Source organism: Phaeobacter cretensis, assembly GCF_047372505.1.
In the GTDB taxonomy this organism is placed as follows: domain Bacteria; phylum Pseudomonadota; class Alphaproteobacteria; order Rhodobacterales; family Rhodobacteraceae; genus Phaeobacter; species Phaeobacter cretensis.
The window spans coordinates 164,098-185,937 of record NZ_JBKBEU010000001.1; the positions used below are offsets into that span (position 1 = coordinate 164,098).

14 protein-coding genes are annotated in these 21,840 nt (G+C 56.3%); 6 read left to right on the forward strand and 8 right to left on the reverse strand.

What is annotated here, in order from left to right; translation table 11 throughout:
* Positions 1–67 precede the first annotated feature (67 nt).
* A complete protein-coding gene (locus ACEWZM_RS00805) occupies positions 68–667 on the forward strand; it encodes a L,D-transpeptidase (RefSeq protein ID WP_414004632.1) in 600 nt (199 codons plus the stop codon).
* Between the two features lie 212 nt (positions 668–879).
* Here ACEWZM_RS00805 and ACEWZM_RS00810 read toward each other — a convergent pair whose 3' ends face one another.
* Positions 880–2,631, reverse strand: a complete 1,752-nt coding sequence (locus tag ACEWZM_RS00810) for an O-linked N-acetylglucosamine transferase, SPINDLY family protein (protein ID WP_414004633.1) — start codon at positions 2,629–2,631, stop codon at positions 880–882.
* Positions 2,632–2,939: 308 nt separating this feature from the next.
* Here ACEWZM_RS00810 and ACEWZM_RS00815 point away from each other — a divergent pair, with 308 nt between their 5' ends.
* From ACEWZM_RS00815 to mmsB, 3 genes are read left to right on the forward strand one after another with little or no spacing between them, the layout of a single operon-like run.
* A complete protein-coding gene (locus ACEWZM_RS00815) occupies positions 2,940–4,085 on the forward strand; it encodes an acyl-CoA dehydrogenase family protein (RefSeq protein ID WP_414004634.1) in 1,146 nt (381 codons plus the stop codon).
* A gap of 22 nt (positions 4,086–4,107) precedes the next feature.
* The gene (locus ACEWZM_RS00820; RefSeq protein WP_414004635.1) at positions 4,108–5,154 is read left to right on the forward strand and encodes an enoyl-CoA hydratase/isomerase family protein; all 1,047 of its coding nucleotides are present in this window, start codon (positions 4,108–4,110) and stop codon (positions 5,152–5,154) included.
* Positions 5,151–6,026: a 3-hydroxyisobutyrate dehydrogenase gene (gene mmsB, locus ACEWZM_RS00825; protein WP_414004636.1), complete on the forward strand. Its 876-nt coding sequence runs from the start codon at positions 5,151–5,153 to the stop codon at positions 6,024–6,026. Before ACEWZM_RS00820 ends, mmsB begins: the two co-directional genes overlap by 4 nt.
* A 778-nt stretch (positions 6,027–6,804) precedes the next feature.
* Here mmsB and uvrA read toward each other — a convergent pair.
* The 7 genes from uvrA to ACEWZM_RS00860 all read right to left on the reverse strand — a co-directional run bounded on the left by uvrA (position 6,805) and on the right by ACEWZM_RS00860 (position 19,617).
* On the reverse strand, positions 6,805–9,705 hold the full coding sequence (gene uvrA / locus ACEWZM_RS00830; protein WP_414004637.1) for an excinuclease ABC subunit UvrA: 2,901 nt from the start codon (positions 9,703–9,705) through the stop codon (positions 6,805–6,807).
* A gap of 110 nt (positions 9,706–9,815) precedes the next feature.
* A complete protein-coding gene (locus ACEWZM_RS00835) occupies positions 9,816–11,003 on the reverse strand; it encodes an MFS transporter (protein WP_414004638.1) in 1,188 nt (395 codons plus the stop codon).
* A 182-nt stretch (positions 11,004–11,185) separates the two neighbouring features.
* The gene (gene lpdA, locus ACEWZM_RS00840; RefSeq protein ID WP_414004639.1) at positions 11,186–12,580 is read right to left on the reverse strand and encodes a dihydrolipoyl dehydrogenase; all 1,395 of its coding nucleotides are present in this window, start codon (positions 12,578–12,580) and stop codon (positions 11,186–11,188) included.
* 267 nt (positions 12,581–12,847) lie between these two features.
* The gene (locus ACEWZM_RS00845; RefSeq protein ID WP_414004640.1) at positions 12,848–13,426 is read right to left on the reverse strand and encodes a DUF924 family protein; all 579 of its coding nucleotides are present in this window, start codon (positions 13,424–13,426) and stop codon (positions 12,848–12,850) included.
* Between the two features lie 137 nt (positions 13,427–13,563).
* Positions 13,564–14,838 (reverse strand): MFS transporter, encoded by a 1,275-nt coding sequence (locus tag ACEWZM_RS00850; RefSeq protein WP_414004641.1) that lies wholly within the window; start codon positions 14,836–14,838, stop codon positions 13,564–13,566.
* A gap of 246 nt (positions 14,839–15,084) precedes the next feature.
* On the reverse strand, positions 15,085–16,155 hold the full coding sequence (gene queA, locus ACEWZM_RS00855; protein ID WP_414004642.1) for a tRNA preQ1(34) S-adenosylmethionine ribosyltransferase-isomerase QueA: 1,071 nt from the start codon (positions 16,153–16,155) through the stop codon (positions 15,085–15,087).
* 108 nt (positions 16,156–16,263) lie between these two features.
* Entirely contained in the window at positions 16,264–19,617 is a 3,354-nt protein-coding gene (locus ACEWZM_RS00860; RefSeq protein ID WP_414007917.1) for a YhdP family protein, read from the reverse strand.
* A 505-nt stretch (positions 19,618–20,122) separates the two neighbouring features.
* On the opposite strand from ACEWZM_RS00860, the gene ACEWZM_RS00865 reads away from it, so the two are divergent.
* Entirely contained in the window at positions 20,123–20,584 is a 462-nt protein-coding gene (locus ACEWZM_RS00865) for a peroxiredoxin (protein ID WP_414004643.1), read from the forward strand.
* Positions 20,585–20,718: 134 nt separating this feature from the next.
* Entirely contained in the window at positions 20,719–21,591 is an 873-nt protein-coding gene (locus ACEWZM_RS00870) for a ferritin-like domain-containing protein (RefSeq protein WP_414004644.1), read from the forward strand.
* Positions 21,592–21,840 lie beyond the last annotated feature (249 nt).

Genomic DNA, 21,840 nt, shown 5'->3' on the forward strand with positions numbered 1-21,840 from the left:
ACCACTATTAAATTCTGAGCGCACCACTATTCTACCTTTAAATTTGGATAGATTGTCGAGGGACAGCATGACCAAGCTCCGTATGACCCGCCGCGCCGCCCTGTCAGGGTTGGGCGCTACATTGGCCACGCCGGCCCTTCTGCGCGCACAGTCAAGCGATGCCTTCCCGGTGGTTGAACCTAAGATCGAAACCGAAGTCCCCGTAAAACGGAATATTTCGTCCTTCCAGCAGCAAGCCTGGCAAGATCACTTTGATGAGCTGGGCGTTGGCTGCTTGCTGGCTGATATCTCCTCGCGCGCGCTGCATTACTGGGGCAGCGATGGGGTGACCTACCGTTTGTTCCCCTCCTCTGTGCCAATGACTGAAGAGCTAACCAAGCGCGGTTACACCAAGGTCGTGCGCAAGGCCAAGAACCCGTCTTGGACTCCAACCGCGTCGATGCGTGAACGTGACCCGTCCCTCCCCCTGCGCATGAATGGTGGCCCGGGAAATCCGCTTGGCACTCGCGCGATGTACCTCAGCTGGCCTGCGTATCTTGTTCACGGCACCCATGACACCCGCAAGATCGGCCGCCAGAGCAGCTCTGGCTGTATCGGCCTTTATAACCAACACGCTGAAGCGCTCTATGAGATGGTCAAGGTCGGCACACAAGTGCGCTTGCTCTGACATGCGGGCCGACTGCTATCTCCAGCCGTTCATGCGATCCACCGCCGCAAACCTGTGCTGCGTCAGGTGAACCAATAGAATAGGCAGTAGAAACGCGCCATCCGATCTATGCGGGGCGCGTTTTATTTTGTCCTACATCCGTCGCAAGCACTTTAGGCCCGACAACACAGCAAGGAGTTTGTGCAAGGTGCCGGTTGGAGCAGATCTTCTGACTAGACCTTTCCCTCCGTAAGCCCCAAATGGTCTGGCTTCAGACCGTCATCGTAGCGCTGGATCGCCTTCGCCATCAGGGCCTCGAAATCACGGACATATTGCTCGGTATCATAAAGCGGCGTCGTTCGGATGTTTACCATTAGCTTTTCGCGCAGCGCCTGGCGTTCTTCCGGGGTGGTAGCCAACCGCAGAGCAAGGTTGCGATAGTCCTCAGTTGTCTCTACCGCCAGCTCTGGGCAACCCGCGGCGGTAACGATGCTCGCGGCGACCCGGGCGGCAAATTGCTGTCCAGGCATCGTAACTACCGGCACCCCAGACCAGAGCACCTCACTCGCGGTCGTGTGAGCGTTACAGATAAAGGTATCAAGAAAGATATCGGCGAGCGGTAGACGCGCCAGGTGTTCATCTGTGGTGCATCGGTCAGCGAAAACGATCCGATTGGCAGGCACCCCACGCGTCTCTGCCTCCTTACGGATATTGGTCTTAACCTGTTCACTAGGCGCCAAGAACCAGAGCACGCTCTCATCAACCTCTTTCAGCAGGTCCATCCAGATATCAAATTCTACCGGAGTGACCTTGTTCGGGTTGTTAAAGCTAGAGAACACCACTGCATTCTCCGGCAATCCAACCTCGGCACGCGTCGGCCTAAGAACAGGATGTTCGCGGGTATTATCGTTCACCTGGTAACAGTTTGGCATATAAAGGATCTTCTCAGAAAAATGCCGTCGGAGATCCTTAGGAACAGTTATCGGATCCGCGAGAAAGTAGTCCATTGTCCGCATGCCTGTGGTACTTGGGTAGCCCAGATAGGAAACCTGCACGGGCGCTGCACGAAAGGCAAAGAGCGGCAGCCTCCCTCCATTTGTAAATCCCTTCATATCAATGGCAATATCAATACCATCTTCACGGGCAAGCGCAGCGATGTCAGCATCCTTCATGTCTGTTACAGACCGATAGCAATCAACGGCATCCATCACCCTTTGGCGCGTCTCATCGGCAGGTTTGACGCTATAATCATAGATGAAGATTTCAAAGTTGTCGCAATCGTGGAGCTCGAAGTGGCGCACCATCAGGAACATGGTCGCGTGGTGGTAGAAGTCACTGGAGAAATAACCAATGCGAATTTTGCGATCCTTCGCAGGCGTGCGATTGAACGTGTTTTCCGCTCGGATGAGGGAGGCATCATTTTTCGCCTTCGCAACCGCGCGCTTCTTTTGAAATCCCGCATCGTCCACATAAAGAAGCGTTGGAAATCTGTCACCTAAGGCCGGCGCGTTGTCCATAATACGCAACTTGTTCTTACGATCCTGATGTGCAACCCAATTGCATTCATCCATCTGTGTGTGCAGCATCCGCACGACATTCAACGTGTTCTCGGGGTCCAACTGATAGACAGCCTCAAAGAAACCAACCGCATCACTGGGGCGGCCTGCCTGCAGCAGCAAAGTACCGATGGAAGTAAACCATTTCGGGTTACCGGGTTCCAGCTTCAGCGCTTGCATCAAGCTTAACAGAGCCTTGTCATATTCTTCTTCTTCAATGAGCAGAGCTGCCATCTGACCATGCAAATACGAGTCGTTTGGGTTTATGATAATTGCGTTGGAGAGGTGGCCACGCGCGCTTTCCGTATCGCCCTCAGCAATGGCCTGAACCGAAGCCCGCAGGAGAATCTCGAGCGGTGACACCGCTTTCTTCTGCTCTCCACGTCTTGATGTCTTTGAAAGGTTCTTTTTGCGCAATGGCTTATTCATCGACGTTCTGCCCTCAACTGATCAGGCCATGGCTGGGAATGCGCCATGGTTTTTACAAATTTCGTCTAGTTTGAACGAAAATGCCTAAGAAACGGTTCACTGCGACGCCGTAGTTTCGCTCTTGCAGCAATGCCTCAACACGCCCTTCCTGAACAGTCATGAACCTATAATTATGCACAGCAGCTTTGCATCGCTGCGGCTTGTTCTGCTGCCATTTGGTCGTTAGATAACTAAACAACCGTTCAATTCATGACGACCTGGCAGGTCAGATCCGGGCCGGGCTGCGTTCACACGAGGGAGGACACGCTGTGGATTTCGCATTGACCGAGGAACAGACCGCCATTTTCGATATGGCACATGCCTTTGGACAGGAGCATATCGCCCCCTTCGCCCGCGAATGGGAGGCTGAAGGCACCATCCCAAAATCGCTCTGGCCGCAAATCGGCAAACTGGGTTTTGGATCCCTATATGTATCGGAAGAAACCGGCGGCGCGGGGCTCTCACGGCTCGATGCAACATTGGTGTTTGAAGCGCTGTCGATGGCGTGCCCTTCGGTTGCGGCCTTCCTGTCGATCCACAATATGTGCGCAAAAATGCTCGATAGCTTTGCAAGTGACGACATGAAAGCCCGCATCATGCCCAATGTGCTCTCCATGAAAACCGTACTCAGTTACTGTCTGACTGAACCCGGCTCCGGTTCTGATGCCGCGGCTCTTAAGACCCGCGCTGCCAAAACAAATGAAGGCTACACGCTGAACGGCACCAAAGCTTTCATTTCCGGGGGCGGCTACTCCGATGCCTACGTTTGCATGGTGCGCACTGGTGAAGATGGCCCCAAAGGCGTTTCAACTGTCTACGTCGAGGATGGCACTGTCGGCCTCAGCTTTGGCGGTCTGGAAGAAAAGATGGGCTGGAAAAGCCAACCCACCGCTCAGGTCCAGTTTGATGATTGTAAAATACCGGCAGGCAATTTGGTCGGAGAAGAGGGCAGCGGTTTCAAATACGCCATGAAAGGGCTGGATGGCGGGCGGCTCAATATCGCGTCTTGCTCACTTGGTGCAGCACAGCAAGCGCTAACAATGACCTTGCAATACATGTCCGAGCGTCAGGCATTCGGCAAATCCATCGATCAGTTCCAGGGGCTGCAATTCCGCATCGCCGATATGGAGATCGAACTGCAAGCAGCGCGGGTCTTTCTGCGTCAGGCAGCGTGGAAACTGGATCAAGGCGCGCCTGATGCCTCCAAGCATTGTGCCATGGCTAAAAAATTCGTCACGGAGGCAGGCTCAAAAGTGGTTGACCAATGCCTCCAGCTGCACGGCGGTTATGGGTATTTGGCGGACTATGGCATCGAAAAACTGGTCCGTGACCTGCGGGTTCATCAGATCCTCGAAGGCACGAATGAGATCATGCGCGTGATCACCGCACGGCATCTGCTGGCAGAAAACCACTGACATTGACAGGATTGGGACGGACATGAGCGATATCAATATTCGCATTTCTGGTCGCGCGGGACGGATCACTCTGACGCGCGCCAAGGCACTGAACGCGCTTAGTTATGAGATGTGTCTTGCCATAGATACGGCGCTCAAAGCATGGGCGACTGACGATGCCGTGGATCTGGTCGTGCTAGATGCAGAGGGCGAAAAAGCCTTCTGCGCCGGGGGCGATATTGCCGAACTATATCGGACCGGTACAAACGGTGACTACGACTATGGCCGCCGGTTCTGGCGCGATGAATACCAGATGAATGCGCGGTTGTTTGAATATCCCAAACCCGTAGTCAGTTTTCTGCAAGGGTTTATCATGGGCGGCGGCGTCGGCATCGGCTGTCACGGAACCCATCGCATCGTAGGCGACAGCAGCCGAATTTCCATGCCCGAGGTGGGCATCGGCCTTATCCCTGATGTGGGTGGCACGCTAATGCTCGCACTAGCACCGGGACGCTTGGGAGAGTACCTCGGCTTGACTGGAGCTCGAATGACGGCCGCGGATGCGATCCACGCAGGGTTCGCCGATCACTTCATCCCCGAAAACCGCTGGCCTGACCTTATCGCGCAACTGCAGGAAACAGGCCGCACTGATCTTCTGGAGAACGCCGCAGAGACAGCCCCCGCAGGTACACTGGAAGCCATGAGCCCCGAAATTGACCGCAATTTCGGTGGTGAAACGCTGGGTGACATCCTGAACGTTCTGGAACACGATGACAGCGATTTTGCCGCTGTAACCCTGAAAACCATGGGGTACAATTCACCACTGTCCATGGCCTGCACAGTTGAGATGTTGCACCGTTTGCGCACCAGCACCATGAGCATTCGCAAGGCGTTGGAACTGGAGTACCGTTTCACCCATCGCTCGATGGAGCACAGCGACTTTCTTGAAGGCGTACGTGCCCAGATCATCGACAAGGATCGCGAGCCGAAATGGCAACATGCAGATCGTGATGTCCCGGCCACCGCCGTCAGCCAGTTGTTGATACCATTGGGCGCTGACACCCTGCAGTTTGAGGAGAGCAAGACATGAAGATCGGATTTATCGGCCTCGGCAATATGGGTGGCCCTATGGCCGCCAATCTGGCCAAAGCAGGTCATAGCGTCATTGGCTTTGATATGGCCGATGTTGCGATTGACGGCGTCACAATGACGGCCTCCGCGGCAGAGGCCGCCGCGGAGGCCGAGGTTGTCATCACCATGCTGCCCAATGGCGAGATCCTGCGTGCCGTTGCCAACCAGCTGATCCCAGCCATGCAGAACGGGGCGACACTGGTGGATTGCTCTACCGTTGATGTCGACAGCGCGCGCAGCGTCGCACAACAGGCAGGTGCCGCAGATCTTATGTTCGTTGATGCACCAGTGTCAGGCGGAATTGGCGGTGCCTCCGGCGGTACGCTCACCTTCATGGCTGGCGGGTCTGTCGAGGCATTCGCCGCTGCGGAACCTTTGTTTGAGGTTATGGGCCAGAAGGCTGTACATTGCGGAGACGCGGGCGCGGGTCAGGCGGCCAAGATATGCAATAATATGATCCTCGGCATTACCATGATCGGCACCTGCGAAGCCTTTGCATTAGCTGATAAACTGGGACTAGACCGCCAGAAGATGTTCGACGTCGTCTCCACTTCCTCAGGTTACAGCTGGTCGATGAACGCATATTGCCCTGCCCCCGGTGTTGGCCCGCAATCCCCTGCCGATAACGACTATACACCCGGCTTTGCAGCGGAACTGATGCTGAAGGACCTGCGTCTGGCGCAACAGGCGGCCCACAGTGCCGATGCCGACACGCCAATGGGTGCGCTGGCACAGGCCCTCTATTCCATGTTTGTTGAAGAAGAGGGCGGCAGCGGAAAAGATTTCAGCGCCATGCTGCCCCGGTTTGAGGCACGTAGTCGCCACGACTGAGTGGACCGGCCAATCCGATAATACCGCTCCATGTATCAGCTGGTTTCAACTTAGATCAAAACGCCGCGCCTTATTAAAAGGGCGCGGCGTTTTGTATTCCTTGAGCGAAGACAAGGAGTATTTATTGTGCTCTGGTTCTTCCGACCCGCCGTTCATCGGTCTAAAACGCTGCGAAAATTTATTGAAAGAGCAACTAACCCGGCAGAGAGATACATTAATAAATATTAAATTTTAGATTTAACACGTTTTCAAATATTAACATTTTCCTAGACGAATAATGGACCACATGGCAATATCATATTAATCAACGCCACAACTAATCCGACAAGGTTACATGCCTCATATCGCTCGCTTTTCTTATGAAATTTGGGCTACAGCATAGTAGCATCACGTTCAGCACCTCATTAACAACGCCACCAACACCCAAGACAACAAAAAAAGGAAATACGATAAAAAAGATGTCCACTTCAAATACGCAACAAACGAAATCGGCCCTCATCCGGTATCTGTAATTGTTATTGACCACACGGTTTTGTTTAACCTTCCAAAAACGGATTCCACGCCCATTGGATTAAGCCACTTTGGTTTGCGGCTATTGTCGCCTGCTTATCCTCGTATGCAGGCAATTATTCCCTCCCGTAGGGATCCGAATGGTCCCCAATCCAGCTCTCTGTGGAACGCGCCGCTGACAGAATGTCGGCGGCGCCGCGTTGTTATAGGGATACTCGCCAAGAAGGTATTCGTAGTGGTGCGTGCGGTGCCTATTTAGTCTTGCAGATCACTCTGCAGCCAGGCTCCGCGCGTCTAGCATTTCCTTGAGATAGCGGCCTGTATGGCTACCCTCGGTTGCCGCGACCTTTTCCGGCGTACCCGCAGCCACGATTTGTCCGCCACCGTCGCCCCCTTCCGGACCGATATCGATGATCCAGTCAGCGGTTTTGATTACATCGAGATTATGCTCAATCACCACGACGGAATTGCCCTGATCCACCAGCTCATGTAGCACTTCCAACAGCTTACGCACATCTTCAAAGTGCAAACCCGTGGTTGGCTCATCAAGGATATACAATGTGCGCCCGGTTGAGCGTTTGGACAGCTCCTTCGAGAGCTTGACCCGCTGTGCTTCGCCGCCCGACAGGGTCGTGGCCTGCTGTCCTACCTTGATATAGCCAAGGCCCACCCGCATCAGCGCATCCATCTTGTCACGGATCGTGGGCACCGCCTGGAAAAACTGCTGAGCATCCTCGACCGTCATATCCAGCACATCGGCAATGCTCTTACCTTTGAACTGGATTTCCAGCGTCTCGCGGTTGTATCGCGCGCCTTTGCAGGTTTCACACTCAACATAGACATCCGGCAGGAAGTGCATCTCAATCTTGATAACACCATCGCCCTGACAGGCCTCGCAGCGCCCGCCCTTCACATTGAACGAAAACCGCCCTGGCTTATACCCTCGTGTCTTTGCCTCCGGCAGACCCGCAAACCATTCACGGATCGGAGTAAACGCGCCGGTATAAGTGGCCGGGTTGGACCGTGGCGTCCTGCCAATCGGGCGCTGGTCAATGTCGATGACCTTGTCCAGAAATTCCAGCCCCTTGATCGTTTCGCAGGGCGCAGGCGTCTGGCGCGCCCCATTCAGCCGCATCGAGGCGGTCTTGAACAGAGTTTCAATTGTCAGCGTGGATTTGCCACCGCCAGACACCCCAGATACGCAGACAAACTTACCCAGCGGGAATTCCGCGGTCACATTCTTGAGGTTGTTGCCGGTCGCCTTGACCACCTTCAAAGATTTGCCATTGCCCTTGCGTCGTGTCGACGGGATAGCGATCTCGCGGGTTCCGGACAGATACTGCCCGGTGATCGATCCTTCATCAGCGGCGACCACATCCGGTGTTCCATGACTGACCACCTGCCCACCGTGCACCCCAGCCCCCGGACCAATATCAAAGACATAATCCGCCTCGCGGATTGCATCTTCGTCGTGTTCCACCACGATCACTGTATTGCCCTGATCTCGCAGGTTTTTCAGCGTTTCCAGCAGGCGATCGTTGTCGCGCTGGTGCAGCCCGATGGAGGGTTCGTCCAGAACATACAGGACGCCTGTAAGCCCGGAACCAATCTGTGACGCGAGACGGATCCGCTGACTTTCACCGCCGGACAATGTGCCCGCATTTCGGCTCAGGGTTAGATACTCCAGACCAACGTTGTTGAGGAAGCCGAGGCGCTCGCGAATTTCTTTTACAATCGCGCGGGCAATTTCCTGTTTCTGCCGCGACAGTTGGTTCGGCACGTCCTCAATCCAGGCCAGAGCTTCACGGATCGACATCTGAACAACCTGCCCCACATGCAACAGCTGGTCTGGTGAGCCTCCGGCAGGGCCAATTTTGACCGCCAGCGCCTCTTCGCGCAGACGATAGCCGTCACAAGCACCGCACGAGCGGTTGTTCTGATACCGCTCGAATTCTTCACGGATCCAGTTGGAATCGGTCTCCCGGTAGCGCCGCTCCATATTCGGAATGACCCCTTCAAAAACGCGGGTCACCTCATAGACGCGGCCGCCTTCATCATAGCGGAACTTGATTTCCTCTTCACCTGAGCCATGCAGGAAGACCTGCTGTACGGTCTTCGGCAGATCTTTCCACTTGGTGTTTTTGTCGAACTGATAGTGTTTCGCGATCGCTTCGATGGTCTGCAGAAAATAGGGCGATTTTCCTTTCCGCCATGGCGCCAGTGCACCGTCATAGATCTTCAGGTTTTGATCCGGCACCACAAGCCGTTCATCGAAAAACAGCTCAACCCCCAACCCGTCACATTCCGGGCAGGCTCCAAACGGCGCGTTAAAGGAAAACAGCCGTGGTTCAATCTCGGGAATGGTGAACCCACTGACCGGGCAGGCAAAATTCTCTGAGAACGTGATCCGTTCCGGTTCCGGTGCCTCTTCGCCCTCGGCGGCACGAGGCGCTGTTTCCAGAATAGCGATGCCGTCTGCCAAATCCAGTGCGGTTCGCAGGCTGTCAGCCAATCGGGTTTCCAGCCCCTCGCGCACAACAAGGCGGTCCACCACCACATCAATGTCATGACGAAATTTCTTATCCAGCGTCGGTGGCTCGTCCAGTTCGTAGAACTCTCCGTCAACCTTCACGCGTTGGAAACCTTGCTTGCGCAGTTCCAGGAATTCCTTGCGGTACTCCCCCTTACGATCACGCACGATGGGCGCCAGCAGATAGCCGCGAACGCCCTCTTCCAGGGTCATCACCCGGTCGACCATATCCTGCACCTGTTGCGCCTCAATCGGCATGCCGGTCGCAGGAGAATAGGGCGTACCTGCCCGTGCAAACAGCAGACGCAGATAATCGTAGATCTCTGTGACGGTACCAACGGTGGATCGTGGGTTTTTCGAGGTGGTTTTCTGTTCAATCGAAATTGCAGGCGACAGACCACTGATGTGATCTACATCCGGTTTTTCCATCATATCGAGGAACTGCCGGGCATAGGCCGACAGGCTTTCGACATAGCGGCGCTGACCTTCGGCATAGATGGTGTCAAAGGCAAGGCTCGATTTACCAGAACCGGACAGGCCGGTAATCACGACCAGCTGATCGCGCGGGATGTCCACGTCGATGTTTTTCAGATTATGCTCGCGCGCGCCGCGCACTTCGATCGATTTCAACTCAGCCATACTGCCCCCAGATTCAACGCCGCCCACGCCTATAGGGGGTGTCCGACCCTACAGATAGGGATTGCTCAGTGAGTCTCCAATAGAAAAATGAGAACAGACGGCGAACAAGATCAGATTGCGTCAGTTTGCACCCGCCGCCGTGCCAGGATCATGTGAACAGCAAAGCCGCCCAGGAACAATATCAATGCGACAAGCATCATACCGACGTATCCGGCAAGGGTGACCGCCAGCACCATCAGCGGTGTCCCGATAGCATTCCCCATGTTGCCGGCCTGGCTCATTGCGCCATTGGATTGCGCCTGTTCAGACGCTTCGGCGTTCAGCTGAGGCACAGAAGCAAAGCTGGCCCCTTGCACCAGACCAAAAGCCACTGCCAGCGCCAAACAGGCCAGTGGCAAGCCGGACATCAGCAACATCCAGACAGCTGCAGCAGCCGCCAGAAGGAACCCTGCCTGCACAACCACGACCGCTGGCATTCTGCGCAGTAGCCAGACGCCCAATGTCATCGAAATGACGATGCTGACCAAAGGCATTGCGCTAATTACGCTGACTCGTACCGCAGGATCCAGATGCGGTGGTAATACCGTCAGAATCGCAACAAAACAGGTGGTATAAAACAGCCAGCCCGCCGCTGGCGCCACTTTCTGCGGTGAGCGATAGATCGCCATATGCAAGGCAGGCAACTCCGCAAGGCGCGGCAATGGCAACCGTGGCGGAACATCAACCGATTTGAGAACCCACCCCAACGCCAGTGCCAACACTGCCATGAACACAGCATGGGCTGCAAACAATGACAGCAGACCAAACCCCGCGACCAGTGGCAGGCCAAACCAGACCAGTAATGCAAAGGACACGCCGAAGAACGTACTCCAAATAGACATCGCGGTGCCACGATGGCGCGGACTACAGATTTGCGGGATCAACGTTGGCGCAGCAACCACAATGCCCAGATGCGACAGCCCTTCCACCAGCCTGGTCGCCAGAAATACTGCGTAGGGCAGATGCAGCGCCTGCAGCGCTGACATCGCCGCGCCAATCCATAACGCCCAGACCAAACTACGGCGATACCCGAATGACGCCACAAACCCGCCCGCAACCACGCCCAGCAGAATACCCAGCACTCCAACCATCGTCACCGTCAGGCTAAGTGAGGCCCCTGCACCGGGATAGAGCAGCCCCAGCTGATCAAAGATAACGCTGATCTTACCGTATTGTGCAGCGGCCCCAAGACCAGCAGCCCAGATGATCATGACCACACTCCAACGTGTCTGCGGTGCACGGATAGCGGATGTGCTCATGGGGCTGTCCTCGATTTTCGATGCGCATCGCGCAAGGGATCCGCCGATACTGGCCGAAATATTGGGCATACAGCGTAGCGCTCAAAAGCACCAGATAGAGGCCAAACACAAAACGTAAAAACGCCCGAAGCTTTGCCTCGGGCATTAAATCTCACTATGGCTTCGTTGGTCTAAGGACCAGCTTACATATGTATGACCCGATCAAAGGCGTCGAGCACCGATTCATGCATCATTTCTGACAATGTCGGATGCGGGAAGACAGTATTCATCAGATCTTCTTCGGTGGTTTCCAGCTGACGCCCGACCACATAGCCTTGGATCATCTCAGTCACCTCCGCACCCACCATATGCGCCCCCAGCAACTCGCCGGTTTTGGCGTCGAATATGGTTTTCACCATGCCCTCAGCCTCTCCCAGCGCAATCGCCTTGCCGTTGCCAATGAAAGGGAAGCGACCGACCTTGATATCATAGCCCAGCTCTTTGGCCTTGGCCTCGGAATAGCCAACAGAAGCAACCTGCGGATGGCAATAGGTGCAGCCTGCAATGCTTTCGGGCTTTACCGGATGAGCATGTTTGCCCGCGATCAGCTCGGCAACCATCACGCCTTCATGTGATGCTTTATGTGCCAGCCAGGGTGCGCCAGCGATATCGCCAATCGCATACAACCCGTCAACGCCTGTGCGACAGTATTCATCCGTCACAACATGAGTGCGATCAACCTTGACGCCGAGCCCCTCAAGACCAAGCCCCTCAACATTGCCCACAATCCCAACAGCAGAGATCACGGTGTCGAACTCTTGCTTTTCTACTTTGCCACCGGTTTCAATATGCGCCGTCACTTTGCCATTGCCGCGATCCAGCTGCTTGACCATGGCTTTTTCCATGATCTTCATGCCTTGTTTGACAAAAGCTTTCTTGGCGAAGGCCGAAATCTCAGCATCTTCCACTGGCAACACCCGGTCCATCACCTCGACCACAGTCGTATCGGCGCCCAGTGTGTTGTAAAAGCTGGCAAATTCAATGCCGATTGCACCTGATCCAATAACCAGCAATTTCTTCGGCATCCGTACAGGATCCAGCGCGTGCTTATATGTCCACACCAGATCGCCATCCGCCTCCAAGCCCGGCAGCTCACGGGCACGTGCGCCAGTGGCCAACACGATGTTCTTACCCAGCAGCTCTTGGGTGCCTTTGTCGGTTTTGACAGAGACCTTGCCCTTGGCAGGGATCGTCGCCGCGCCCATGACCACGGCAATCTTGTTCTTCTTCATCAGATGGCCGATGCCCGAGGACAGCTGTTTCGCCACCCCGCGCGAGCGTTTCACCACAGCATCCAGATCATAGCCGATATTGTCCGCTTTCAGACCAAAATCTTTGGCTCGCTCCATCAGATGGAACACTTCAGAGGACCGCAGCAACGCCTTCGTCGGGATGCAGCCCCAGTTCAGACAAATGCCACCCATGTGCTCGCGTTCGACAATGCAGGTTTTCAGCCCCAGCTGTGCGGCGCGGATTGCGGCAACATAGCCCCCCGGCCCTGCTCCGATTACAATAACGTCATAGGTTTCTGCGGCCATGGTGGTTCCTCGCCAAACTGGATCAAAAACTAGTTTAGCGGTAAACTATTTCTGATTGCACTGCAATCATACAGTGCATCCGCATATCTGCCATGCAAAAACCGGCCCAACCCCAAAAACAGCCCTCCTCGGTGTGACAGACCGTTTGCGCCGTGTCGGCACACCAGAAAAAGACAACACCGCGCCCGATCAAATGACCGGGCGCGGAGCTGTTATCTTTACTTCAGAAGCCAATACGAAGCCGCAGAGGAACTCAGACCGCTGGTCTTAACCAGCAGTCTGCAAGCTGCGCATGGTGCTGCCATAGCCACCAGCCATGACATAGTCCATCTCCGGCGCCGTACTGCTGCGCGACAGCGCCTCATTGCGATAGGGGAAGCGTCCAAACTGCCGGATCACCTCGCGATGTGCACGTGCGTGCAACAGGTTAGAGGCACCGTTCACCGGCATCCGCTCCAACATCAGCCGAACACAGCGCTCCTGATCACACAGGTTTTCGGAGTGCATTAGCGGCAGGTAGAAAAACTGCCGCTGCGGCTCGTCGATCTTCATATCCCAGGATTTGCTGATCGCACATTTCGCAGCCGCCAGCGCTAGCGCATCCGACGAAAACGCCTGCGCCCGCCCTCGGAACATATTGCGCGGGAACTGGTCGGTCAGAATGATATAGGCCAATACCCCACGCGGTCCGCTGCGCCACCTGTCACAGTCGCCGGCGCAAGCCGCCTCCCAGGTTGCTTCGAACCGGCGCCGGATCTCCTGATCCAACGCGTCATCCTGCATATACCACCCCTTCTCGCCCGTGGTCTCGAGCCAAAAGTATAGGATCTCCTCAGGACCTGTCATAGGTCTGCCTCCACATAGATACCGTTCTGAAATTCAGACGCTTTTGCAGAAGTTTTACAAGGGGAAGCGCGTCACGATTTGCGTCATACACGACAGTTTCGTGAAAATTTCACCACAACGCCCGATAGTTAGCGCAATCATCCAGCTTCAACGGCAGATTCCTGCTCCTCAATATCCGTTTCGATGGCGTATTCTTGGGCAAACTCAACCGCAACGGGTGATGCGGTTGGTGACATTGCAGACATGATCCCGGTCTCGTCGGTCGGAATGGCAGGGCGCTGAGTCGTCCGATAGCCGGCGTAAACTGCCAACACCAACAACAACACCGCCATAAACAAGAAAAAGCCCGGTGCTCCAAAGACGCTATCACTCATTAGCCAACCGGTGATCAGCGGGCCCGCAACGGCTCCCAAACCGTTGATGAAAACAAGTCCACCAGAAGCGGCCGGCATATCATCATAGTCCAGATAGTCGTTGGTATGCGCTATCAGCAACGAATAGAGCGGGTTGGTCATGCCACCAATCAGGAAAGCCGCGACCAAAAGGAAGTTGAAATCAGTGCCATATTTCATAGCCCCGATCGCTGCTGCACCAGCAACAGCTGCCCCGAACAAAATCAGAATACGGCGATCCATCCGGTCTGACATCCATCCCAGCGGATATTGCATCAACACAGCACCCACATAGAATGTCGCGATGAAGATTGAGATCTGGGCGAGGCTAAGCCCTGCAGATGCCGCATAAACCGCGCTCATACCGAATTGAGCCGAGAACACACCGCCCAGCAGGAACATACCCACGCAGCCCAACGGTGAGGCATCCATCAGCCGACGCAATGACATCGGCTTGGTCCGATCAAACGCAGGCGTTGGCGAAATCGACAGCAGAATAGGCGCAAAGGAAACCGAAACCACGACCGAGGCAATAACGAAGGTCTCATAGCCTGAGGGATCGCCGACCAGCATCAACGCCTGTGCGCTCACAATACCGATCATCTGCACGATCATATAAAGAGACAGCGCTTTGCCCCGGTTGGCATTGTCAGAGGCATTGTTCAACCAGCTTTCAGCGGTGACATACACCCCGGAAAAGCAGAATCCGATGACCGCACGACCCAACATCCAGGCGACAGGGTTTGTCACTGCGGGATAGAGGATCATCACGGCCGAGATAAACGACGCCAGCGCCGCAAAGACCCGCACATGGCCGACCCGGCGGATCATCTCCGGTGCCAGTCTCGAGCCCCCCAGAAAGCCTACAAAATAGGCCGACATAACGAAGGACATCTGCAAAGTCGAAAACCCTTCGATGTCGCCCCGGACCCCCAAGAGCGTCCCCTGCAGGCCATTGCCGACCATCAGCATTCCCATGCCCAAAAGCAGCGCCCATGCGCTCGACAGCACCTGCCACATCGCCCGTTTCTCCTAATCTCGGTTTATTCCAGAGCATGTCCCTCAAGCTCTGGCCCCTAGCCGGGGTCTTGATGAATTGGTCGCCAGCACGGCTATTACCGCGCGTCCTTATGAATGGATTCTCGTGGCAGTTTCATGACCGCAAGAACCCGCAGCCGTGTGTGCAAATAGCAGCACCGGTAACAACAGAACCCGTCAAGACCGTAGGTCTAACCGGTTAAGACTGCTTCTCGCTGAAATCGCGTCTCAGGTCTGCGACGTCTCCGCCACCGGCGGGATCAAAAGCGACGCATCGCCGTAGGAAAAGAACCGATATTTCTCAGCCAACGCATGATCATAGATGGCGTGGATCCGGTCCTGCCCCATCAACGCCGAGACCAGCATCAAAAGTGTCGACTTGGGCAGATGAAAATTAGTCATCAACGCATCTGCCACGTGGAAGGTAAAACCGGGGTAAATAAAGATATCGGTATCGCCCTCCCAGGGTTCGATCTCACCACTGCGGCCAGCACTCTCAATCAGACGCAGCGCAGTCGTTCCGACCGGGATCACCCGCCCGCCTGCCGCTTTGGTCGCAGCGATTTCTACCGCAGCTTCGGCACTGACGCGACCCCATTCCGCATGCATCCGATGAGTGGTGACGTCCTCAACCTTCACCGGCAAGAATGTGCCCGCCCCAACATGCAGAGTGACATAGCTAATCTCAACACCGATGCCCTGCAATTCTGCCAACAATGCAGCATCGAAATGCAAGGATGCTGTGGGGGCTGCAACTGCGCCGGAATTGCTCGCCCAGACAGTTTGATAGTCCGTTTTATCCTGCTCATCTGCTGGACGTTTGGCAGCAATATAAGGGGGCAGAGGCATTGCACCGGCCTCTGCAAGAGCTGCGTCAAAATCCGTACCGCTGAGATTAAAGGTCAGATAGCCCTGACCGTCCTCTACACGCTCCAACTTGGCACTAAGCGCATCAGAGAAGACGATCTCTTCGCCCGGTTTGACCTTTTTCAAAGGCTTCAACAACGCGGCCCAGCTGCCATCGGCACCCGGGTCAAGCAAGGTCACCTCGACCTTGGCCGCCATAGGCCCCTGTGCAGTCTCACGATGACGACGGCCACTCAACCGTGCCGGAATCACTTTGGTATCGTTCAGAACAAGCCGATCACCGGGGCGCAGCCATTGTCTCAGATTCGCGACACGGGCATCACTGATATGGTCGCCTTCCGCCACCAGCAACCGCGCAGAGCTGCGCGGCACAGCCGGGCGGGTGGCAATGCGGTCATCGGGAAGGTCAAAGTCAAAATCACTGAGTTTCATAAATCGCGATATAGGCTGTTGCGCGGCCCTTGGCCAATAGCTTTTGCGCGGCTGCTTGTTACGGCAAGCACACTCTTACATGCGAGTCAGGCGCCCAATGACGGCCGGTTAGCGATCCTCACCAGGTGAGACCGAATAGGCCGGTTTCTTGCGTTTTGATCGTGGCACTACGGTTTCTTGCGGCTCTTCTCCCGGCAGGCTTGGGGCCGGGCCACGGAACAGCTCCCGGAACACGCCCGGTGCCAGGCCGGATAGTGGATTCACCTGCACCTGTGGGTCATCCGTCGTCCCCTTCAAGGTAAAGGCAAACCCGATAAGCCCCTCTCCCTTGCGCGTGAACACCCGTCCAATGGCATTGAGCAGATAAATCGGAGAGATTACCCCCCGCATGTTCAATACGCTACGCTCGAGATCATAATTCCCATCCATGGATAGCCCAATCGACGGCCCCACCGCACTGCTCTCGTGTACAATCAGATGGGTCGCCCCCAGCCGAAATTTGGCCTCTACTGCGGTAAACAGAATACCTTGCCCCGCCAGCGCATCGATCAACCCAACAACGCTGACCGCATTCAGCAGCGCCGCCATGGAGGGAGCATCTTTTATACGGGTATTCTTGACCTCAATCTGACCGTCGTATTCGCCGGGGGCACTGGGCGCAGGCACCAAAGACATATCAAATGTACCGCCGCTTCCATGCCGCAGAACCCCAGCGGAGCGGAACACACCGCCGGCGTCTTGCGACTGGATCCGCGTGGCAAATCGACCATCCTTGGGCACCACGACGCCGGTTACTCCGGTTTGGCCATTCAGCGCGGCAGTGAAATTGCCATTCAGCCCGCCAGTAGTGGAAAACCGTCCACGGAAACCGGTCAACGCGATGCTGTCTGTCACCTGCATCCGGTCCAACTGCAGATCAATTGGACCGGTCCCGCCGGACCGATTACCGCCATTGCCGTTGCCATTACCGTCAGATCCGTCGGGCATCTGCCGCAGATCAAGAACCCCGTTCAGCACATTGATAGCCGGCACACGTCCGCTCCGCCCAACCAGCTCAACAGCGCCCTGGAACCAGTTGCCCAGCACGACCTGACCCAAACGCGCCCGGTCAAGACCTCCGCCCGGCTCCAGTGTCACGCTGCCAGACGCGCGCAATCCCGGTCCTTCCAGCGATATCGAGTCGACGCGCGGTGTTTCTCCCAGCGTCGCCTGCAGCTTCAGTTGACCTTTGGCAGCTTCGCTTAGCCGCCAGCTCAGCGCCGGGATCCGCAGGCCAAGCCCGGCCAAATTACTCTCCAGCGTCAGCAACGGCGCTGTGCCTTTATCGATTACAACGTCGTAGCGCCCCCGCCCTGCACCGGTGACCGACCCTTTGGGAAGCCCGATTTGGAGATTGTCTACAGTGTTCTGTGACAGCTCAATTGTTCCGGTGACACGCACCGCAGACGAACGACCAGACGCAACACTTACGCGTTCTGCAGCGGGTCCAACCGCGTGCCGCCACAACAAACTGCCCGGAATACCAGACAGTGCGCCTGCCCCCTCGATCTGTACATGATCCTGATCACCGCTCAGCCTCAAAACACGCGCCGACACGCTTTCTCCAGGCACAAGCCTGTCGCTGGCGGCATCGCGAATAACGCCCTCATAGTGATAGGTGATGTCCTCAGGCTTAACGCGGTTACGCAGGGGCAAAGACAACGTACCGCTCAGCGAAACCTGCCCGTCCGCAAGATCCACGGGCAAGCTTGCCTTGTCCATTACCGACAATGGAGGGCGATTCAGCAGCGACAGAGCGGCAGTCACCGGACCGGAGGCCTCGATCCGGGCGATGCCCGGCCCCCCATCCTTGACTGACGTATCAGGTATAATGAAAGACGTGCCAGCCGCATCCACGCGCCCACCGTCATCTGCTGCAACCCAGCCCTTGGTCGCCATCACCACCAGTCGCTTACCATATAGGCTAAATTGCCCAGCCCCATCTTGCAGAGGCGGCAGTGACTTCTGGAATTTCACCGCTGCATCCTCAAATGCAAGATCCAGATAGATAAAGGGTTCAGAAACGCCACTGCCGCGCATGGCAAAATTCACATCACGCGCATAACCATCCAGCAGATTCTCCCGCACCCATTCCCGTGGCTTGGGAGGTGCGGCGGCGGGCCAGACCTCTTTCAGGCGCTGCGCCGACATTTGGTTGGCACGCCCGTTCAGCGCATAATCCCAACCCGTGTCTCCTGCCGAAATGTGACCGTCCAGCAAGATCCGCGTCTCGCCATCGCGCACAAGCATTTCCCCCAAACGCAGGCGAAACGGATTCATCTCAAGCTTGAAATCGGCGGTCACCCCGGCAAGATCCAGCGGCGTGTCATACAGTTTTACAGGGTTAAGGCTCAGATTTCGGAACCGCAATTGACCAACCAGATCAGTCAACCGGCCATTTTCAACCCCGATCAGATGCGCCCGCCCTTCCATTGAGCCAGAGCCCCAGCCGCTGTTCACCGACAGCTCGTTAAATCGCAATTCCTGCCGATCAGGCAAATAGGTAAAGTAGCTTTCCGCGCTGGTGATCGGCACCGGACGGGTAGCGGCGGTTGGCTGGATCACCCCTTCGCCGATTTGCAGGCTGGCCGACACCGGCAGCAAGGCACCATCTGTGCTTATAGCTCCACGCAACGACCCTGAAATCGGCGCATCCAGCACATCGAGCCAGCCCAATGCGGCACTCTGGGCGGCAATATCTTCACTGGCGACTGAATTTACCAATACGCCAAATTCCGCAGCCTTGTTCCCGATGGCTGAACTGTAGTTGGCCTCAATTGTGCCGACATAATCCCGCCCGCTTAATAGCGAAAAACCTGCAGCCAGTTCAATATTCTGCCCGGCACGGTTCATGCGGATACTGCCACCGTCCAACGTCCAGACGCGCCCCAGACGGGCGTCTTCGTATCGCAGCGTCAGGGCTTCTGTCTCTACCTCGGTTAATGCCGACAATACCGGCAGTTCCAGTTGCCGATCCCACTGTTCTATCAACGCGGGCAGATTTGCGGCCTGACGTAACGGAGCTTCGCCTTCCGCGAGGCTTAGCGCCAGCCCACCACTGTCGTCGCGGCGCAGAGTTCCGTATAACCCGCTCAGCGCAATGGCCTTGGGGCGGATCTGACCGGCCAATAGCGGCCGCATCGCCAGCGACGCCTGTGCATCGGCCAACCTTGCAACTCTCGCTCCATTTTGGTCGCGCAGGGTAACATCTCGCAGGCTGACGCGAGGCCGCCAGCCACGATTCACCACAAGATGAATTGCGCCAAATTCTATACTTAACCCGCCGAGATGCCGCTCAATCCGCCGCTCTACGCGGTCACGCAACCAATCCGGTGCATCAAACTGTGTGCCAAGGCCAAGGAAAACAACGGTACTCACCAACAATGCCAGTAAAACCATGGTGATGGTTGCACTGCGCAGCATTCGCGCCAGAAGACCACGTTTGGGCTTAGCGCCGTTTTCAGGTGCGATCTCATTTTTCTCTGCGCCACCATCCGCGCCGCTACCACAACTACCTATGACGGGCGCGAACTCAGCGCGCTCACTCTCCTTCACCAGATCACCGGCGGAGATCCCATCTGCGGCAGTGGGTACTGGAACCGGCTTTGGCTCGACATCCACGACAACCGGCGCGTCCTCGGCACCGCTCAAAACTTCAGGCATATTCTCGTCAGGGCCCACAAATCCGGGACCATCCGGCGGTGGCACCGCGCGGGCAACGGCAGTTTCCTCCGCGCCCATATCTTCCTCGGGCGCACCCTCGGTGGAGGCGACATCCTGCGTGACATCCGCCAACGCAGCGGAAGATGGTTCCTCTACAGGACCCACCGCTTTGGTTGAGGCCGGTTTAATCCTTGCTTTCCCTTTGCCCGTAGTGGCCTAACTATGGCACGCAAACACTGCGAAACCGTTTTGGAGACCTCAATTTATGCTCGCCCCCTCAGACACCGCACCCTCCTTTAACCTCCCCCGTGATGGCGGTGGCACCGTGACGCTGGAGGAGCTGCGCGGCAAGGCCGTCGTACTGTTCTTTTATCCACGGGATGATACCCCGGGCTGCACCAAGGAATCCATCGGATTTTCCGAGCACCTGCAAGCCTTTGCCGATGCAGATACCGCTGTCTTCGGGATCTCCAAGGATCCGGTTGCCAAACACGACAAATTTGTCGCGAAACACAGCCTGACAACGCCGCTCTTGTCAGATGCTGATGGCAGCACATGCGAAGACTACGGTGTGTGGAAGGAAAAGAACATGTACGGCAAGAAACACTGGGGCATTGAACGCTCGACTTTCCTGATCAACGCCGACGGCAACATCGCCCAAGTCTGGCGCAAGGTGAAGGTCGATGGCCATGTCGCCGAGGTCCTGGAGGCCGCTAAGGCGCTCTGACTCCGATAGAAAATAGCGCCAGCCTGCGGCCTGCTACGTCATGCGACGGGCCGCTAGCGGGTTGCAGGTCAGGCTGGCCGATGGCAGGGATGTCATCAACTTGCAAACCCTTCGCCGAATTGGACCGGATACAGATGACCAGCCCAGCCGATCAAAGCCGGTACGACAGGCCGCTCACCCTTGCTCAAATGGCGCATCAGGTGCTGACCACGGCGGACGGACGTGAAAAGACAGCGCTGTCGCACCGCTATGCTGCGGCTTGGGTTGCGTCTCGCGCCGGGGATGGTGAGGCCATCGAGATTGGGATCGCCAATCCGCCACTGCACCCCGCGCGCCCCGCAAAACCTGAACTCCTAAATCCACGTGATGTTCCCCGTCGCAAACCGGGATCAGAGGCCGGGCGCAAAGCGTTGTTACACGCCGTCGCCCATATCGAACTGAACGCGGTCGATCTGCACTGGGATATCATCGCGCGATTTTCCCACGTGCCAATGCCACTTGGTTTCTTTGATGACTGGGTCAAAGCCGCTGATGAAGAATCCAAACATTTCAATCTGATGTGCGATTGTCTTGAGGCTCTTGGCAGCCACTACGGTGAGTTGCCCGCCCACTCGGGCATGTGGCGCGCTGCCGAGGACACCGCCGAAGACCTGATGGGCCGACTTGCTGTTGTCCCGATGGTGCTCGAGGCTCGAGGCCTGGATGTGACGCCCGGCATGATCAAGATTTTCCGCAACGCCAAACTGACCCAAGCCGTGGAGGCCCTTGAGGTGATCTACGCAGAAGAGGTCAGCCATGTAGCCTATGGCTCCAAATGGTTTCACTTTCTTTGCGGCCGCGAGAATCTCGATCCAAAGGAAGTTTTTCACGGGCTAGTGCAGACCTATTTCCACAGCACTCTGAAGCCACCCTTCAACGAGGAAAAACGCGCAGAGGCCGGGATCCCGCCAGATTTCTATTGGCCGCTGGCCGATGACCTCCCCGTCAAGCCCCCGGCGTTGCGATAACATCACCACCGGGTGGGTGTTATTGACCGTGAGCGCGTCGACCTGGGCCCTGTGGTCTGGATCGACGGCACTCCATAACTGTTCTGGATGACGGCGAAAATCAGCCTGCCGATCACCTGCAGGTGCCTCACATCTGTCATCGGTCCTTACACTCTCGACTGCGCAAGTGAGGCAGGTATAGGCGATTTTTCGCTCATTCTTCGGCCAATCCCTGCAGCCAATGGACCGTTTCCGCGCAGTCCCGCCGAA